Genomic DNA, 16,878 nt, shown 5'->3' with positions numbered 1-16,878 from the left:
ATGGACGATCTGGAGCAGAATTTGCTGTTTCGTTACATGGGTACGCATAGCCCCTGGTGGCGACTAACAGCAGACAGCAATGCTCTGTATCTTGCTGCCAGTGAAAGCGCTGACATCGTTCAGGTGGTTGCGCTGGACGATGAGCAGGCTGCTCTGATTCGCCAGCTCACCGTTATCACCGCCAGCATTGCCATGACCCTTCCCTTGTATGGTTTGGACGTTCCCGTCCATCTTGTCGGTCGTAAAATTAACAAAAATGAGTGGGCGGGAACGGCATCAGCATGGAACGACACGCCTTCCGTGGCGCGCGATCTGGCGCAGGGACTCTCCTTCGCCGAACAGGTGGTGTCCGAAGCTAACTCCGTAATTGTCATCCTCGACCAGAACGGGAATATTCAGCGCTTCAACCGTTTAAGTGAAGAATATACGGGCCTGAAGGAACAGGAAGTCATCGGGCAAAACGTGTTTAAACTGTTCATGAGCCGCAGCGAAGCCGCGGCCTCAAAACGCAACATCACCGGTTTTTTTCGTAACGGCAGCTCCTACGAAGTCGAACGCTGGATCAAGACCCGCAAGGGGCAACGCCTGTTTCTCTTCAGAAATAAATTCGTTCACAGCGGCAGCGGGAAAAATGAAATTTTCCTCATCTGTTCGGGTACCGACATCACGGAAGAGCGTCGGGCCCAGGAGCGCCTGCGCGTTCTCGCCAATACGGATACGATTACCGGTTTGCCTAACCGAAATGCCATCCATGAGCTGATCTCCGACGCCATCACCTGCCGGGGTGAAACGCAGGTGGGCGTGGTTTATCTCGATCTGGATAACTTTAAAAAAGTGAACGATGCCTATGGGCATATGTTTGGCGACCAGCTGCTACAGGCCGTTGCGCTGGCGATCCTGAGTTGCCTGGACGACGGACAAACCCTGGCGCGCCTGGGTGGGGATGAGTTTATCGTGATGGCCACCGATACCTCGCAGGGCGCGCTGGAAGCTATGGCGTCGCGCATTCTGACCCGACTGCGGCAGCCTTTCCGCATCGGGCTGATTGAGGTTTACACCGGCTGCTCGCTTGGTATCGCGCTTGCGCCCCAGCACGGTAACGATCGGGAAAGCGTCATTCGCAATGCCGACACCGCCATGTACACCGCCAAGGAAAATGGCCGGGGTAAATTCTGCGTCTTCTCGCCAGAGATGAACCAGCGCGTATTTGAATATCTGTGGCTGGATACCAACCTGCGTAAAGCGCTGGATAACGATCAGCTGTTAATTCACTACCAGCCAAAAATGACCTGGCGCGGCGAAGTCAGAAGTCTGGAGGCGCTGGTGCGCTGGCAGTCACCAGAGCGTGGCCTGATCCCGCCGATGGAATTTATCTCCTATGCAGAAGAGTCAGGGCTGATAGTGCCCCTTGGCCGCTGGGTTATGCTCGATGTGGTGCGCCAGGTGGCAAAATGGCGCGACAAAGGGATCAACCTGCGCGTCGCGGTCAACGTCTCCGCCCGTCAGCTGGCGGACCAGACCATCTTCAGTGACCTGAAGCAGGCGCTGAAAGACCTGAATTTTGAATACTGCCCGATTGACGTGGAATTGACCGAAAGCTGTCTCATCGAAAATGAAGAGCTGGCCCTGTCAGTGATCCAGCAATTTAGCCGCCTGGGGGCGCAAATTCACCTTGATGACTTTGGTACGGGGTACTCTTCCCTGTCGCAGCTGGCGCGCTTCCCTATCGACGCCATCAAGCTTGACCAGTCCTTCGTCCGGGATATCCATAAGCAGTCCATTTCACAGTCGCTCGTGCGCGCGATAGTCGCCGTGGCACAGGCGTTGAATCTGCAGGTCATTGCTGAAGGGGTAGAGAGTGCAAAAGAAGACGCCTTTCTGACGAAGAATGGCGTCAACGAACGGCAGGGTTATCTTTTTGCTAAGCCCATGCCCGCAGCCGCATTCGAGCGATGGCTAAAGCGCTATCAGGCCAGGAATGTCCGTTAGCTGGCTTTGCGTAAGCCCGTCGCCTGATGGCGATTTTGCAGCATAACCAGCCGCTCCATGTAGGCGATATCCTTCGGTTCAAGGCAGAAGGCGGCATCCACCCAATCCTCTGTAATGTCCATCAACTCGCTTCGCGGAAGTGGCAGAACACGCGTACGCGCGCGCAGCATGGCCCTTACGCCGTTCAGCTTCGGCTGTAGCGTGTCGATAAACGTCCGTACCGAAACATAGCTCTGTAACGGCTCGAATAAGAGATCCACAAGACCGTGCTGTTCATACCATTCCGCCGTATGCGACTCACCTTTATAAATCAGCGCCTCTGCCATTTTCATGCCGGCACGACGCGCCACCAGTGAATAACCGCCCATGCCCGGGAACAGATTGAACGCGATTTCCGGAAAGCCTAATCGGGCATCGCGCTGGGCCAGAATGAAATGATGCGCGAGCGCGGCTTCAAACCCGCCCCCTAACGCGCTTCCTTCCACCATCGCCAGCGTGACAGCACCCGTATCGAACCCTCGTGAGGCGGCATGAACGCAGTCCACACAGGCCCGGGCATAGGCGCGTAACGCTTCGCGTCGGTTGTTTTTGATGCACTCAACGAAGAATTGTAAATCACCGCCGGTATTGTAGATGTCAGGGACCAGCGATCCGGTGACCCAAAAATCAACGACATATCCGGACTGGCGAACCAGCCAGGAGAGATTCATGATCTCCTCGATCAGCGCATGATTGAAGCAAGGCCGTGGCGTGGCACGTAACATCATCCACACCGTGCGCCGTTCGGCCTCATAATAAGCCGCCAGTTGAGTGAATCGTTCAGCATCAGTAAACAATGTGCAGGTTGTCTGGTTGATAACTGTCATAGTCGAATTCCTCTTATAAAAAAGCGCGTTGCGCGCAGTTTTAGACTAATCCACCCCTACAACCCGCAGCATACGGGGGTTAAATTTGTCACTTTCAATTATGAACTTTGGTTATTGCATTTTTTACCTTCTCTTTTGAATCAATTTTCTGCATCATTGATAATATTAACTTTTCGCTTCAGGGTGAGCTTATGTCTAACATTGATGCAACAGCCGTGGCACAGCGTATTGATACTGTGCTGGATATTCTTGTCGCGGGCGATTATCACTCTGCTATCCGTAATCTTGAGATTCTCAAGTCTGAACTGCTGGCTGAGAACGGCACTGATAACGCATCAGAATCCACTCAACCAAAAGCCCCGTGGGAAGTGTAACCACGTCGTTTTCGCCCTTGCCTTTTAAATGGATGCTATGAATTCCCGACAACAAATCATTTTGCAGATGGTGATCGATCAGGGACGCGTAAGCGTAGTCGATCTCGCTAAAGCTACCGGCGTTTCTGAAGTCACCATTCGTCAGGATCTGAATCTTCTGGAAAAACAGAGCTACCTGCGGCGTGCGCACGGATATGCCGTTCCACTGGACAGTGACGACGTTGAAACCCGCATGATGAACAATTTTGCGCTCAAGCGGGAACTGGCGGAGTTTGCTGCATCCTTAGTGAATAACGGTGAGACCGTCTTTATTGAAAATGGCAGCAGTAACGCCCTTCTGGCGCGCACGCTTGCCGATCAAAAAGACGTTACCATCATTACCGTAAGCAGCTATATCGCCCATCTGTTGAAGGAAACTCGCTGCGAGGTCATTCTGCTGGGCGGCATTTACCAGAAGAAAAGCGAAAGCATGGTGGGGCCATTAACGCGTCAATATGTTCAGCAGGTTCACTTCAGTAAGGCATTCATTGGCATAGACGGCTGGCAGCCCGACACCGGCTTTACCGGTCGCGACATGATGCGTTCAGACGTGGTGAACGCCGTACTCGCCAAAGAGTGTGAAGCGATTGTGCTGACCGATAGCTCTAAGTTTGGCGCCGTACACCCTTATACGATGGGTCCGGCTTCGCGCTTCAGCCGTGTGATTACGGATGAGCGTTTACGCGATGAATATCGCCAGCAATTAGAACAAGACGGCCTGACTGTCGATATTGTGAAAAAAACGGCCTGATTATCCTGCTGCGCCCGAATAATGGGCGCACTTAAACCTTTCTCTGAGAGTATTCCGACCCTTCCTTTAAGAGTTTTTACCTGTTGAAACTGTTCTAAACACGTAAAATTAATATTAGCGATATAACAGGAAGTGACTATCACCTGCGTGATGATGTAACGCCTGCGCGACCAGCTTTCACGGGAACAGAATTTAAGTATGGATATTGTCTATACTTAAAGTGCATTCCTTTCCGTGAATCGATAATTCAGGAGAAAGTATTATGACCTTTACCAGCAAAAAATTAGCCGCCGCTGTTCTGGCAATCACTGTAGCAATGTCTCTGAGCGCTTGCTCTAACTGGTCTAAACGTGACCGTAACACCGCGATTGGTGCCGGTGCTGGTGCGCTTGGTGGTGCAGTATTAACGGATGGTAGTACGCTGGGTACATTAGGTGGTGCTGCCGTAGGTGGTATTATCGGTCACCAGGTGGGCAAATAATCACCATAACGGCTCTCACCGGTATAATAATATATTTTGTATTTTCAGGTCTGACTTACGCACGTAAAAAAAAGAGCCACGGCAATGTCCGTGGCTCATTTATTTTAACCGCCCGCCAGTTTGACTTTCATACCTTTGGCTTCCAGCAGCGTTTTAATTAAATCCCGCTTATCGCCCTGAATCTCAATTATGCCGTCTTTTACTGCCCCACCGCATCCGCACTTCTTTTTAAGCTCAGCGGCGAGCTTTACCAGCTCTGCATCATCCAGATCAATCCCGGTGACAAGGCAAACGCCTTTCCCTTTTCTGCCACTGGTCTGGCGCTGAATACGCACGATTCCATCGCCTTTCGGACGTTCAGCTTTCTCTTTTGGCTCTTCAATGCGCCCGGTATCTGTTGAATAGACCAGACGAGTGTTGGCATCACGCATTATGCCCCCTTTTTCAGTGATGCATTAATCGCTTTCAGAGTCTCTGCCGGATGAGCGGATTGCGTCACCGGGCGACCAATTACCATATAGTCTACCCCCGCGCTCAGCGCCTGCTCTGGCGTCATGATGCGTCGCTGATCCCCTGACTCGCTGCCTGCCGGACGGATACCTGGCGTCACCAGTTTAAATTCGCGGCCTAACTCAGATTTGAAGCGAACCGCCTCCTGAGCTGAACAGACCACGCCATCAAGCCCACACTGTTGCGTGAGGCGCGCCAGACGCTCCGCATGTTCGGCAGGTGACAACGTCACACCCAGGTCACGAAGGTCAGATTCATCCATACTGGTCAGCACGGTGACGGCGATAAGAAGCGGAGCGTCATTGCCAAACGGCACCAGCGCTTCGCGCGCAGCCGTCATCATACGTGCCCCACCGGAGGCATGAACGTTAACCATCCACACACCCAGTTCAGCCGCCGCAGCAACGGCGTGGGCAGTGGTATTCGGAATATCGTGGAATTTCAGGTCGAGGAAAACGTCGAAACCACGCTGGCGCAGATCGCGGACGATTTGCGGACCGAACAGCGTAAACATCTCTTTGCCTACTTTAAGACGGCAATCCCGGGGATCAATACCATCAACAAAGGCCAGTGCGGCGTCACGGTTATTGTAATCCAGAGCAACAACTACAGGAGAATCGGTAACTACGCGGGAAGTGGAGGAAGTAACAGACGTCATGACCAGCCCTTTTCGTCTATGGGCGCGCAGCGGCGCGGAACAGATAAACGGCGTGCATTCTACCTGCCCTCGGGGTAAATGAACAGAATCGAATGCTTTTCCTGTTGAACCACAGACCGCACGGTGCTGAAAGAAATAATGCACTCTTTAGTATGTTGTAACTAAAATGGAGTGTTTTAAAAAATCACTGCCCGTCCAGACCACGAATTGGCTTGATGGTGGACCAGGCCCGGCAGGAAGGGCAATGCCAGTAGAGCGAATAGGCGGTGAAGCCGCATTTCTGGCAGCGATAGCGCGGCTTGCTCCGCACCTGTTCACCGACCATGTCTCGCAGCACCATCAGGCTCTCTTTAGCGCGCCCTTCTTCTGCATCGTTAAGATGATAATCCATCAGCTTGTGGAAGACGCGCATCGTCGGATGGCGCTGCAACTGACGGGTAATGTATACCTGGGCGGTATCACTCCCTTCGTGCTCTTCGACGACATCCGACAGCATCAGCTCGGCTGTGGCACCGGTGTTTTCTTCAACACAGCGGCGCAGGAATGCAACCCACTCATCCTGCTTACCTAACTGCTGATAGCAGGTTTGCAGCATTTCCAGCGTTTCGCTGACCAGCTCTTTGTCCTGATCGATAACGCGAAGCAGGCTTTCCACGGCTTTGGCGTAATCACCATTAGCCATAAAGACCCGCCCCATCATTATCGAGATGCGGGCGCTGTTGCGATCGGCCGCGGCGCCTTTTTTTAGCAATGCCATGGCCTTATCCATGTCATCGCTACCCATTTGCTGAAGGGCAAGCTCGCAGTAAAAATGGGCAATTTCGACGCGCTGTTTATCTTTGCCGAGTTTGACCAGCCGTTCGGCGGTATCAATCGCTTTTTGCCAGTCGCTGGTTGCCTGGTAGATTTGCAGAAGTTGCTGAAGCGCACCGATACGGAAATCGGTCTCATCCACCAGCTGAGAGAACATATCCTCGGCGCGATCGTAAAGCCCCGCGGCCATGTAATCCCGTCCAAGCTGCTGAACGGCCAGCAACCGTTGCTCATAGGTCAACGAAGCGCTTTCCATCAGGGTCTGGTGGATACGAATGGCACGGTCAACCTCTCCGCGCGAGCGGAACAGGTTTCCCAGGGTGAGATGCGCCTCTACGGTGCCGGTATCCTCTTTGAGCATGTCGAGGAACAGATCGACCGCTTTATCCTGCTGATTGCTCAGCAGGAAGTTCACCCCCGCAACGTAGTCACGGGAGAGTCGGTTTGCTTCATCCTGTTTTGTTTGTTGCGCGCTTCTGCGGCCCATATACCAGCCATAGGCTGCGGCGACAGGCAAAAGCAGAAACAACAACTCCAGCATATTCGATTATTCCTTGACTACCGGCACACCAGAGCTCGCCGGAATGTCAGTCGCAGGCGTAAGTTGATGTTCAAGTCGTTTAATTTTACGTTCAGCGCGAACAAGGGAAACACGAACCTTAAGCCAGAACAGGCCACATACAAGCCATCCGATGACAAAACCCGCTGCGAATAACACAGCCAGCAGGCTCGACACCCGGTACTCGCCCTGCGCCAGCAGATAGTTGAAACTTACCTGTTGATCGTTTTGCGCGCCCAATGTGACTGAAATGACAAAAATCGCCAACACCAGTAAGAAAATGAGTAAATATTTCACATGACTTCCCGTTATGTGGTTCGAGCGTATAAAGCGTGTTCAACTCACTGCAATCAGCCTTATAAGCTACCATTTTAGTGGCGGGCGCGAAACGGAAAAAGTAATGCGCCCTTCATGGATTTATGGTCAAAATGCGGAATATCAAGCTTCAGGTTCCGCCTGACTCCCTTTCGGCTATTTCTTCCTTCTCTTCCTGCGGTGGCGTCAGAGGCCCACAGAAACGTTGTGCAAGCCAGGTCGCCAGCGTAACCAGTACCCACGAAATCAGCGTAGCCACCACCAAATCACGCGGCCAGTGCATACCCAGCAGCATCCGGCTGCCCATTACGCCTGTCGCCCAGACCAGCAAAATCGCAATCGTGAGGGTACGTCGACGTGGCCAAAGCAGCCCCACGCCGAGTAGCGCCCAGCTGGCAGCAAACATCGTATGTCCGGAAGGAAACGCAAAGCCGGTCTCTTTTTGCCAGTGTTTGCGTAAAAATGTCGGGATATCCTGCTGTTCCGCAAGCTGTTCTTTCACCAACGCCCCGCGATCCTTACGCTTTAAAGTGTAGAACTCATCTACCGGAATATGGTGCGTTTTTTCCAGCCAGATAACAAAGGGACGGGGTTCCTGCACGCGATCTTTCACCCACGACTTCACCCCCTGCCCGACAAGAATGGCACCTCCGAGAATGGCAAATAATACCAGCGCCGCGCGAAGACGAAAGCGCAGGCACCACAGGAACCAGGCACAGAGCAGCACGTGCGTAATAATCCCCCAGGGCTGGGTGACCGTCTCAGTTATCCAGTATAAGGCTTTCAGCCACGTCTCGTTTTGTCCGGGCTTCCACATCCAGCCGGAGAACCAAACGATCAGGGGTATAACAAGCAATACGGCGGCGCCTGCGGCCGTGCGTCTGGCAATTGAAAGCATGTCCTCTCCTTTTTCACTAAGCACCACAATCATAACTGAATTTCCACCTTCTGGTGGATATGTCGGATCGTGCGTTTAACGTCCGTATAGCGTGGTGGTGATTAGGTGAAGTAGCCGGGCTGTGGCAAAATAGTCCAATACAGAAAGCAAAATGGGGCAAAGGCACGAAACGTGTCAGCCTGGTATGGAGAATCACATGCAGCTTAAACGTGTGGCAGAAGCCAAACTGCCAACCCCATGGGGCGATTTCCTGATGGTGGGTTTTGAAGAACTGGCAACCGGACAAGATCACGTCGCCCTGGTATACGGTGACATTTCGGGGCAGACGCCGGTACTGTCCCGCGTTCATTCTGAGTGTCTGACCGGTGACGCGCTCTTCAGCCTGCGCTGTGACTGCGGTTTCCAGCTCGAAGCCGCTCTTTCTCATATCGCAGAGGAAGGACGTGGCGTGCTGCTGTATCACCGCCAGGAAGGACGCAATATCGGTCTGCTGAATAAAATCCGCGCCTACGCGTTGCAGGATCAGGGCTATGATACCGTCGAAGCAAACCATCAGCTCGGCTTTGCTGCTGACGAGCGCGATTTCACCCTCTGCGCAGATATGTTCAAGCTGCTGGGCGTGGACGAAGTGCGTCTGTTGACCAATAACCCGAAAAAAGTGGAGATCCTCACTGAAGCGGGCATCAATATCGTTGAACGCGTGCCGCTGATTGTTGGCCGCAATCCGAAAAACGCGCACTACCTCGATACCAAAGCTGCAAAGATGGGGCACCTGCTGAGCGAGTAAACGCAAAACGCCCGGCACTTCTGCCGGGCGAGTTTTATCAGTCCAGCATCTTTCGAATCACATAATGTAAAATGCCGTCGTTCTGGTAATAGGTTAGCTCTGTTGCCGTATCAATACGACACCGACAATCCAGCACTTCTGTTGTACCATCTGCCCGCGTTAACTTCACCGGAACGGTTTTACCCGGTTGCAGATTTTGCAGACCGCTGATATCAATCTGCTCTTCCCCGGTCAGACCCAGCGTTTTACGCGTTATGCCCTGCGGGAACTCCAGCGGCAGGATCCCCATCCCGATCAGGTTTGAGCGGTGGATACGTTCAAAGGATTCGGCAATCACCACGCGAACCCCGAGCAGACGTGGACCTTTAGCCGCCCAGTCGCGACTGGAACCAGAGCCGTACTCTTTACCGGCAATAACGGCCAGCGGCGTACCCTCCTGCTGATACTTCATGGCTGCGTCATAAATTGAAATGACCTCTGTATCTGGCAGGTGGCGCGTCATGCCCCCTTCCACGCCCGGGACCATTTCATTACGAATGCGGATGTTGGCAAATGTCCCGCGCATCATCACTTCGTGGTTACCGCGGCGCGAACCGTAGGAGTTAAAATCGCGACGTTCCACGCCACGGCTTTGCAGATACCGACCTGCCGGACTGTCCGCTTTGATGCTCCCCGCTGGTGAGATATGGTCAGTGGTGACGGAATCGCCCAGCATCGCCAGAATGCGCGCGCCGTGAATGTCTTTCAGCGGTGCAGGCTCCGCCAGCATCTCATCGAAGAAGGGCGACAGGCGAATATAGGTAGAATCATCCTGCCAGTCATAGGTATCGGAACCCACCACGTCGATCGCTTTCCATTCCGCTGTACCTTCGAACACTTCCGCATACTCTTTGCGGAACATCTCGGTGGAAACTTTCTCTACCGCGCGCGCAATTTCACGCGATGATGGCCAGATGTCTTTCAGATAGACAGGTTCATTATTGCGATCGTGACCAATCGGATCGGTCGCCAGGTTAATGTTCATGTTTCCGGCCAGAGCATAGGCTACAACCAGCGGCGGCGAGGCCAGCCAGTTGGTTTTCACCAGCGGATGAATACGCCCCTCAAAGTTTCGGTTACCGGAAAGTACCGCGCCAACGGTCAAATCACCCTGCTTGATCGCCACTTCAATAGGCTCAGGCAGTGGACCAGAGTTACCGATGCAGGTCGTACAGCCGTAACCCACCAGATTAAAGCCCAACTCGTCGAGGTACGGCGTGAGTCTGGCCTGCGCCAGGTAATCGGAAACCACTTTCGAACCAGGCGCCAGGGACGCCTTAACCCACGGCTGTGGCTTGAGTCCCAGTTCTACCGCTTTTTTTGCCAGCAGCCCGGCAGCCATTAACACACTCGGGTTGGACGTGTTGGTACAGGAAGTTATAGCGGCGATCACCACGGCGCCGTCAGGGAGCTGATACTGATGCCCGTTCAGAACATAGTCCACCGGACGGTGATCTTTTTGCGCGGCGTTAACCTCCAGCTCATTGCTGGCGGCAAAGGCTTTCGGAACGTTGCTCAGGGCAACGCGGTCCTGCGGTCGTTTCGGCCCTGCGAGGCTTGCCTCAACGGTGCCCATATCCAGTTCCAGCGTGCTGGTAAATACCGGCTCGTCACCCGGGTTACGCCACATGCCCTGCGCTTTGGTGTAGGCCTCTACGAGCACCACCTGCTCCTCGCTGCGACCACTGAGGCGCATATACTCCAGCGTAACGCTATCAATCGGGAAAAAGCCGCAGGTCGCACCATATTCCGGCGCCATGTTGGCGATGGTGGCCCGGTCCGCCAGCGGCAGTGAATCCAGACCATCACCATAAAATTCAACGAATTTACCCACCACGCCATGCTTACGCAGCATCTGGGTGACCGTCAGAACCAGATCCGTGGCGGTAATGCCTTCGGACAATTTACCGGTCAGCTTAAAGCCCACCACATCGGGAATGAGCATCGATACCGGCTGGCCGAGCATGGCCGCTTCCGCTTCAATACCACCGACGCCCCAGCCCAGAACGCCAAGGCCGTTAATCATGGTCGTGTGTGAATCGGTGCCCACCAGCGTATCCGGGTAAGCCACCCACTCTTTATCCTGCAATTCACTCCAGACGGCTTTGCCGAGATATTCCAGGTTGACCTGGTGACAAATGCCGGTGCCTGGTGGAACAACGCTGAAGCGGCTGAACGCCTGCTGACCCCATTTGAGGAAGACATAGCGTTCATGGTTACGTTCCATCTCCAGACGGACGTTTTCACCGAAAGCATCGTCGTCACCAAAGTGATCGACGGTGACGGAGTGGTCGATGACGAGGTCTACCGGTGAGAGCGGGTTCACCTTAGCCGTATCGCCCCCGAGACGCTTAACAGCTTCACGCATGGCGGCCAAGTCCACAACCGCCGGCACGCCGGTGAAATCCTGCATCAATACCCTGGCCGGGCGGTAGGCAATTTCTTTGTCTGCGTGAGCATTTTTCAGCCACCCTGCCAGAGCCTGGATATCCTCCTCGGTAACCGAGTCGCCATCTTGCCAGCGCAAGAGGTTTTCCATTAGTACTTTCAACGACTTGGGTAACCGCGAAATGTCCCCAAGCGTCCTGGCAGCCAGCGGTAAGCTGTAGTAGCGCCAGGTTTTATTTTCCGCCTGTAATGTGTCCTTACTGGCTTCGCGTAGGGTTAACGACATAAGCTCCTCCTTAAAAACAGGGATGTCCTGACAATCATCAGGGCTGTAATTAAAGATAACACAAAGATGTCGTAACGTTTTGATAACAACCCAAATTGATAAATTTAGGAATGGTCCAACGCGAGGGATTAAACAAAAAACCCCGCCGTGGCGAGGTTTTACGATTTAGTGTAAGGCCAGCCAGAGGAGCTGACACCAGAAGAGGATCGACGCTGAGAATACGCCGAGCCATGACCAGTATTTTACGGTTGTCATGTTATTCATCATAGGGACACCAGACTTTAATTATTTAAGGATGCGAGGTCTGCCCTCGTTCTATATTGCTGATGTGTATTTATTAAGGAGTACAAAAGTGCACAGTCTTTATTCAGACTATTTGCATCATTACGCAAAAATCAAAATTATTGTTTTTTGGGTTCGTCTTCTGCGAACACATCAATAAAGGCCTGCTGCTGTGGCGTCAGTTGCCAGGAGGCTGGCACGCTGGTTCCTGGCGCCTTACGCGCTTTGTGAGCATTGTCACGAAGCTGACACATCTCTTTTCTCGCGTCAGTACGCACCGTCATGACCATATTCAACCCCAATATTTCCAGACGAGAAGAGCAACAACCACCCAGAACAGGGCAGAGCCGAGAAAGACCGCCAGCCAGGCTTTACGCTTAAGCGCGGGATCCCTTTGCGGTTCTTCACTTCCTGACGGCATTGCTAACCTCATACAATCGATATCGCTTATCATTTAGAGACCAAACAATTGGCACAAGTAATCATCTGATGAGATAAATCCTAAAGAAACTTTAGCCGAAAAGCCAGTGAATTTACGAATCTGAGCCTGGGAAAATTCAATCTTTTGACCAGAAATAAATAATTGAAAAGAATAATTTGCACACCTGTAAATTAGTTTCTACTTTTGTCGCAAATTTGCGACAGTAAAACCCTATTCATCAAATGGGTTATGACGATATATGACAGTAGGCGCAGATGAGGTTAATTCTAATTTAGATTTAAAGGGGGAAACCGGTATCTTTCCAGAAGAGAAAGATACCGGGTGTAATTATTTGGCAGGAAGTTTGATGTCTTTAAACATCTCTTCGATGTCTTCATTGGAGCGTAACGCCACGGCCGTGTCGACCACGTCACGCGTTAAATGCGGTGCGAAGCGCTGAATAAAATCATACATATAGCTGCGAAGGAACGTGCTGCGACGAAAACCTATCTTGGTGGTGCTGTGGCTGAAGATATCATGCGCGTCCAGACGCACCAGATCCGGGTCTGATACAGGATCCACCGCCATGCTGGCAATAACGCCTACGCCCAGACCCAGACGCACGTACGTTTTAATGACGTCCGCATCAGTTGCAGTGAAGACGATCCGTGGCGTTAATCCGGCGCGGTTAAAGGCGGTGTCTAGCTCAGAACGGCCCGTAAATCCGAACGTATAGGTAACCAGCGGGTATTGCGCCAGCTCTTCGATTGTCACTTCGCCCTTCCCCGCCAGCGGATGATCGGGGGTCACGACAATAGAGCGGTTCCAGTGGTAGCACGGGAGCATGACCAGATCATCGTACAGATGAAGAGCTTCCGTCGCGATGGCAAAATCAGCATTGCCTTTAGACACGGCCTCTGCGATTTGGGTCGGTGAGCCCTGATGCATATGCAGGGAAACGCGGGGATAGCGTTCTATGAAGCCTTTGATCACCCCGGGAAGCGCATAACGCGCCTGTGTATGCGTGGTGGCAATATACAGAGAGCCTTTATCCGGCCAGGTATGTTCCCCGGCGACGGATTTAATGGCGTCGACTTTGGAGAGCACTTCCCGTGCGATGCGTATGATTTCCTGTCCTGCCGGGGTGACCTGAGTCAGGTGCTTACCGCTGCGGGCAAATATCTGAATACCTAACTCATCCTCCAGCATACGCACCTGCTTACTGATGCCGGGCTGAGAGGTATAAAGACCTTCTGCGGTGGAAGAGACATTGAGGTTATGATTGACGACCTCAACGATATAGCGAAGCTGCTGTAATTTCATGCCAGACCATCCGATTTAGCGCATGCGTCAATCGCTTAATACGATTTGATAATAAGAAACGGGTTAACTATAACCACTATATCATTTATAGCCAGGCTGTATAGTACGGAACAAAAAATAATAACTACGTAATAAAAAAGGGCCGGAAGTCCGGCCCTTTTACAGGTAAGTTACGGTAAGGGAAGATTATTTCTTGCCTTCAACCCATTTCCCGTCGACAAAGAAGGCTGACCATCCGGTCGCTTTGCCCTCTTTCTCTGCCGCCACGTACTGCTGCTTCGTTTTACGGCTGAAGCGCACCACGGTTTTGTTGCCTTCCGGATCCTGCTGTGGCGCATCGGCCAGGTAACGCAGTTTCTCCGGCAGACGGTCGCGGAAGCGGTACAGCTCTTCTACCAGCGGCGCACGGGTTTCGCGCGATTTCGGGAAGGTGTTGGCCGCCAGGAATACCCCGGCAGCGCCGTCACGCAGCACGAAATACGCATCTGACTTCTCGCACGGCAGCTCAGGAAGCGGAACCGGATCTTCCTTCGGCGGCGCAACTTCACCGTTACGCAGGATCTTACGCGTGTTTTTACAGTCGTCGTTGGTACATGCCATGTACTTACCGAAGCGTCCCATTTTCAGGTGCATTTCGGAACCACATTTCTCACACTCAACGATCGGACCGTCATAGCCCTTAATGCGGAACTCACCTTCTTCGATCTCATAACCGTCGCAGGTTGGGTTATTACCGCAAACGTGCAGTTTACGTTTTGGATCGATCAGGTAGCTGTCCATCGCCGTGCCGCATTTCTTACAGCGGCGCTTGGCGCGCAGTGCGTTGGTCTCCGCATCGTCACCTTCCAGCACGTTGAGAACTTCGTTCTCCGGCACGAGGTTGATAGTAGTTTTGCAACGCTCTTTCGGCGAAAGCGCATAACCAGAACAGCCGAGGAACACGCCCGTGGTTGCGGTACGGATCCCCATTTTACGGCCACAGGTTGGGCAGTCGATGCTGGTCAGTACCATCTGGTTAGGTAGCATGCCGCCTTCTTCAGGATCTTTCTCAGCTTTCTCAAGCTGGTTGGTAAAATCGCTGAAGAAGCTGTCGAGAACTTTCTTCCACTCGGCCTTATGGCTGGCAACCTCATCGAGACTGTCCTCCATCTGCGCGGTGAAGTCATAGTTCATCAACTCACGGAAGTTAGCTTCCAGACGGTCGGTAACAATCTCACCCATTTTTTCAGCATAGAAACGACGGTTCTCAACGCGAACGTATCCACGATCCTGAATGGTCGAAATGATTGACGCATAGGTAGACGGGCGACCGATGCCGCGTTTTTCCAGCTCTTTTACCAGCGACGCTTCGCTGAAACGCGCAGGCGGCTTGGTGAAGTGCTGGGCCGGTACCAGATCAACCAGCGACAGCTCGTCGCCTTTGTTGACGGAAGGCAGCGTTCTGTCTTCATCACCTTTACGCAGCGCAGGCATCACTTTTGTCCAGCCGTCGAAACGCAGGATGCGGCCGCGCGCTTTCAGGCGGAAATCACCCGCGCCAACGGTCAGCGTAGTGGAGTCGTATTTCGCTGGCGTCATTTGGCAGGCCACGAACTGGCGCCAGATCAGCTGATACAGCTTCTGGGCGTCCGCTTCCATATCTTTAAGAGATTCCGCCAGAACGGAAACGTCAGAAGGACGGATCGCTTCGTGCGCTTCCTGAGAATTCTCTTTGCTGGCGTACTGATTAGGACTGTCCGGCAGGTATTTCTTACCGAAGTTGTCCTCGATATAGCCACGCACCATGCTGACAGCGTCATGGCTCAGGTTGGTGGAGTCAGTACGCATGTAGGTGATGTAACCCGCTTCATACAAACGCTGGGCCATCATCATGGTTTTCTTCACGCCGTAACCCAGACGCGTACTTGCCGCCTGCTGAAGCGTTGACGTGATAAACGGTGCGCCAGGCTTGCTGCTGGTCGGTTTGTCTTCACGATCCAGCACCTGATAACGCGCTTTTTCCAGCAGCGCTACGGCGGCCATGGTCTGATCGCGATTTTCAGGACGGAACGGTTTGTCGTTGTGGTGGCTCACCTGCAACGGCAGCGCATCGCCGCCCGGCGTGGTGACATTCGCATCCACTTCCCAGAACTCTTCCGGGACAAACGCTTTGATCTCGCGTTCACGTTCGACAACAAGACGAACAGCCACAGACTGTACACGTCCCGCAGACAGGCCGCGAGCGACCTTTTTCCACAGCAACGGCGAAACCATGTAGCCTACAACGCGGTCCATAAAGCGACGCGCCTGCTGAGCGTTAACACGGTCGATATTCAGTTCACCCGGCTTTTCAAACGCCTGACGAATCGCATTCTTTGTAATTTCGTTAAACACTACACGGCTGTAGCGTTTGTCATCCCCCCCAATCACTTCCCGCAGGTGCCATGCGATGGCCTCCCCTTCGCGGTCAAGGTCGGTTGCGAGATAAATGTGGTCTGCTTTTTCAGCAAGCTGTTTCAGCTCGTTAACGACTTTTTCTTTGCCTGGCAGCACTTCGTATTGTGCATCCCAGTTGTGCCATGGGTTAACACCCATGCGGTTGACAAGCGCGCTACGTTCATCCTTTTTAGGCTTTTTAGCCCCTTTGGTGGAGGTAGAGTCTGCGCTCTTTTTGCTGGCTGAGCCACTTGTCGGCAAATCGCGAATGTGACCAACGCTGGACTTAACCACGTAGTCATTGCCCAGATATTTATTGATCGTTTTGGCTTTTGCCGGGGACTCAACGATGACGAGAGCTTTACCCATATTCACCTTTACCTAATTTAATTCTTCCAGGAATACGCCGCACGTTGATTTCCCTTCCGCTGACGACGAGCCATTGATATTGCGACGTCGTCAGGGGATATCAACCCCTTTGTCTTACCGAACGTCAGTATGGCGACATCCAGGTCATTGAGTTTTCGGGTATTTTTCTCACATCAAAGTTCATTCGTGACGAATTCCCGGTCGAATGTCAAGCAATTCTGTTGCCAGAATGACGAAAGCGCACACTGTACCTGATAAAATTCGTTACGCAACTTTATTAGCATGCAAAAGCAAATCCCGCCAGCCAGCCCCTGT

Annotated in this window: 17 protein-coding genes; 5 read left to right on the top strand and 12 right to left on the bottom strand. The window is 52.8% G+C overall.

Features of this window, described 5'->3' with window-relative positions; genetic code table 11:
- Positions 1-1,989: a cyclic di-GMP phosphodiesterase gene (gene pdeR / locus ACOT1A_RS02425; RefSeq protein WP_276169901.1), complete on the top strand. Its 1,989-nt coding sequence runs from the start codon at positions 1-3 to the stop codon at positions 1,987-1,989.
- Here the strand turns inward: pdeR and ACOT1A_RS02420 are convergent.
- Positions 1,986-2,855 carry a crotonase/enoyl-CoA hydratase family protein gene (locus tag ACOT1A_RS02420; protein WP_022648314.1) on the bottom strand — a complete coding sequence of 290 codons (870 nt, stop codon included), beginning with the start codon at positions 2,853-2,855 and terminating at the stop codon, positions 1,986-1,988. The two genes, pdeR and ACOT1A_RS02420, sit on opposite strands and share 4 nt — an antisense overlap.
- A gap of 191 nt (positions 2,856-3,046) precedes the next feature.
- Between ACOT1A_RS02420 and ACOT1A_RS02415 the strand changes: the two genes are divergently transcribed.
- From ACOT1A_RS02415 to osmB, 3 genes are all read left to right on the top strand, one after another.
- Positions 3,047-3,229 carry a hypothetical protein gene (locus ACOT1A_RS02415; RefSeq protein WP_022648315.1) on the top strand — a complete coding sequence of 61 codons (183 nt, stop codon included), beginning with the start codon at positions 3,047-3,049 and terminating at the stop codon, positions 3,227-3,229.
- A 37-nt stretch (positions 3,230-3,266) separates the two neighbouring features.
- Positions 3,267-4,019 carry a DNA-binding transcriptional regulator YciT gene (locus ACOT1A_RS02410; protein ID WP_022648316.1) on the top strand — a complete coding sequence of 251 codons (753 nt, stop codon included), beginning with the start codon at positions 3,267-3,269 and terminating at the stop codon, positions 4,017-4,019.
- A gap of 262 nt (positions 4,020-4,281) precedes the next feature.
- Positions 4,282-4,500, top strand: coding sequence for an osmotically-inducible lipoprotein OsmB (gene osmB / locus ACOT1A_RS02405; protein WP_003856823.1), 219 nt, complete (start codon positions 4,282-4,284; stop codon positions 4,498-4,500).
- A 104-nt stretch (positions 4,501-4,604) separates the two neighbouring features.
- Here the strand turns inward: osmB and yciH are convergent, their stop codons facing one another.
- From yciH to pgpB, 5 genes are all read right to left on the bottom strand, one after another.
- Positions 4,605-4,931: a stress response translation initiation inhibitor YciH gene (gene yciH / locus ACOT1A_RS02400; RefSeq protein ID WP_022648317.1), complete on the bottom strand. Its 327-nt coding sequence runs from the start codon at positions 4,929-4,931 to the stop codon at positions 4,605-4,607.
- On the bottom strand, positions 4,931-5,668 hold the full coding sequence (gene pyrF / locus ACOT1A_RS02395) for an orotidine-5'-phosphate decarboxylase (RefSeq protein ID WP_276169785.1): 738 nt from the start codon (positions 5,666-5,668) through the stop codon (positions 4,931-4,933). Before pyrF ends, yciH begins: the two co-directional genes overlap by 1 nt.
- A gap of 184 nt (positions 5,669-5,852) precedes the next feature.
- Entirely contained in the window at positions 5,853-7,022 is a 1,170-nt protein-coding gene (gene lapB, locus ACOT1A_RS02390; protein WP_003856819.1) for a lipopolysaccharide assembly protein LapB, read from the bottom strand.
- A gap of 6 nt (positions 7,023-7,028) precedes the next feature.
- Entirely contained in the window at positions 7,029-7,337 is a 309-nt protein-coding gene (locus tag ACOT1A_RS02385; RefSeq protein ID WP_006810839.1) for a LapA family protein, read from the bottom strand.
- Positions 7,338-7,485: 148 nt separating this feature from the next.
- Positions 7,486-8,253, bottom strand: a complete 768-nt coding sequence (gene pgpB / locus ACOT1A_RS02380; protein WP_032622464.1) for a phosphatidylglycerophosphatase B — start codon at positions 8,251-8,253, stop codon at positions 7,486-7,488.
- A 196-nt stretch (positions 8,254-8,449) separates the two neighbouring features.
- Here pgpB and ribA point away from each other — a divergent pair, with 196 nt between their 5' ends.
- Complete coding sequence (gene ribA / locus ACOT1A_RS02375) at positions 8,450-9,040, top strand: GTP cyclohydrolase II (RefSeq protein WP_013096372.1); 591 nt, start codon at positions 8,450-8,452, stop codon at positions 9,038-9,040.
- A gap of 37 nt (positions 9,041-9,077) precedes the next feature.
- Here the strand turns inward: ribA and acnA are convergent, their stop codons facing one another.
- From acnA to topA, 6 genes are all read right to left on the bottom strand, one after another.
- The gene (gene acnA / locus ACOT1A_RS02370; protein ID WP_276169786.1) at positions 9,078-11,753 is read right to left on the bottom strand and encodes an aconitate hydratase AcnA; all 2,676 of its coding nucleotides are present in this window, start codon (positions 11,751-11,753) and stop codon (positions 9,078-9,080) included.
- 165 nt (positions 11,754-11,918) lie between these two features.
- A complete protein-coding gene (ymiC, locus tag ACOT1A_RS02365; protein WP_032103392.1) occupies positions 11,919-12,017 on the bottom strand; it encodes a small membrane protein YmiC in 99 nt (32 codons plus the stop codon).
- Between the two features lie 137 nt (positions 12,018-12,154).
- Positions 12,155-12,319, bottom strand: a complete 165-nt coding sequence (locus tag ACOT1A_RS02360) for a hypothetical protein (protein WP_162200559.1) — start codon at positions 12,317-12,319, stop codon at positions 12,155-12,157.
- An 8-nt stretch (positions 12,320-12,327) separates the two neighbouring features.
- Positions 12,328-12,468, bottom strand: coding sequence for a YmiA family putative membrane protein (locus ACOT1A_RS02355; protein WP_096168876.1), 141 nt, complete (start codon positions 12,466-12,468; stop codon positions 12,328-12,330).
- Between the two features lie 336 nt (positions 12,469-12,804).
- Positions 12,805-13,779, bottom strand: coding sequence for an HTH-type transcriptional regulator CysB (gene cysB / locus ACOT1A_RS02350; RefSeq protein WP_006810844.1), 975 nt, complete (start codon positions 13,777-13,779; stop codon positions 12,805-12,807).
- A gap of 186 nt (positions 13,780-13,965) precedes the next feature.
- Complete coding sequence (gene topA, locus ACOT1A_RS02345; RefSeq protein WP_276169787.1) at positions 13,966-16,563, bottom strand: type I DNA topoisomerase; 2,598 nt, start codon at positions 16,561-16,563, stop codon at positions 13,966-13,968.
- Positions 16,564-16,878: the final 315 nt, after the last annotated feature.

Origin of the sequence: Enterobacter cloacae complex sp. SYL003 (genome assembly GCF_049236925.1) — a bacterium.
Lineage (GTDB): Bacteria > Pseudomonadota > Gammaproteobacteria > Enterobacterales > Enterobacteriaceae > Enterobacter > Enterobacter intestinihominis.
The sequence above is the reverse complement of the archived record's forward strand: the minus strand, read 5'-3'. Positions and strand labels throughout refer to the sequence as shown.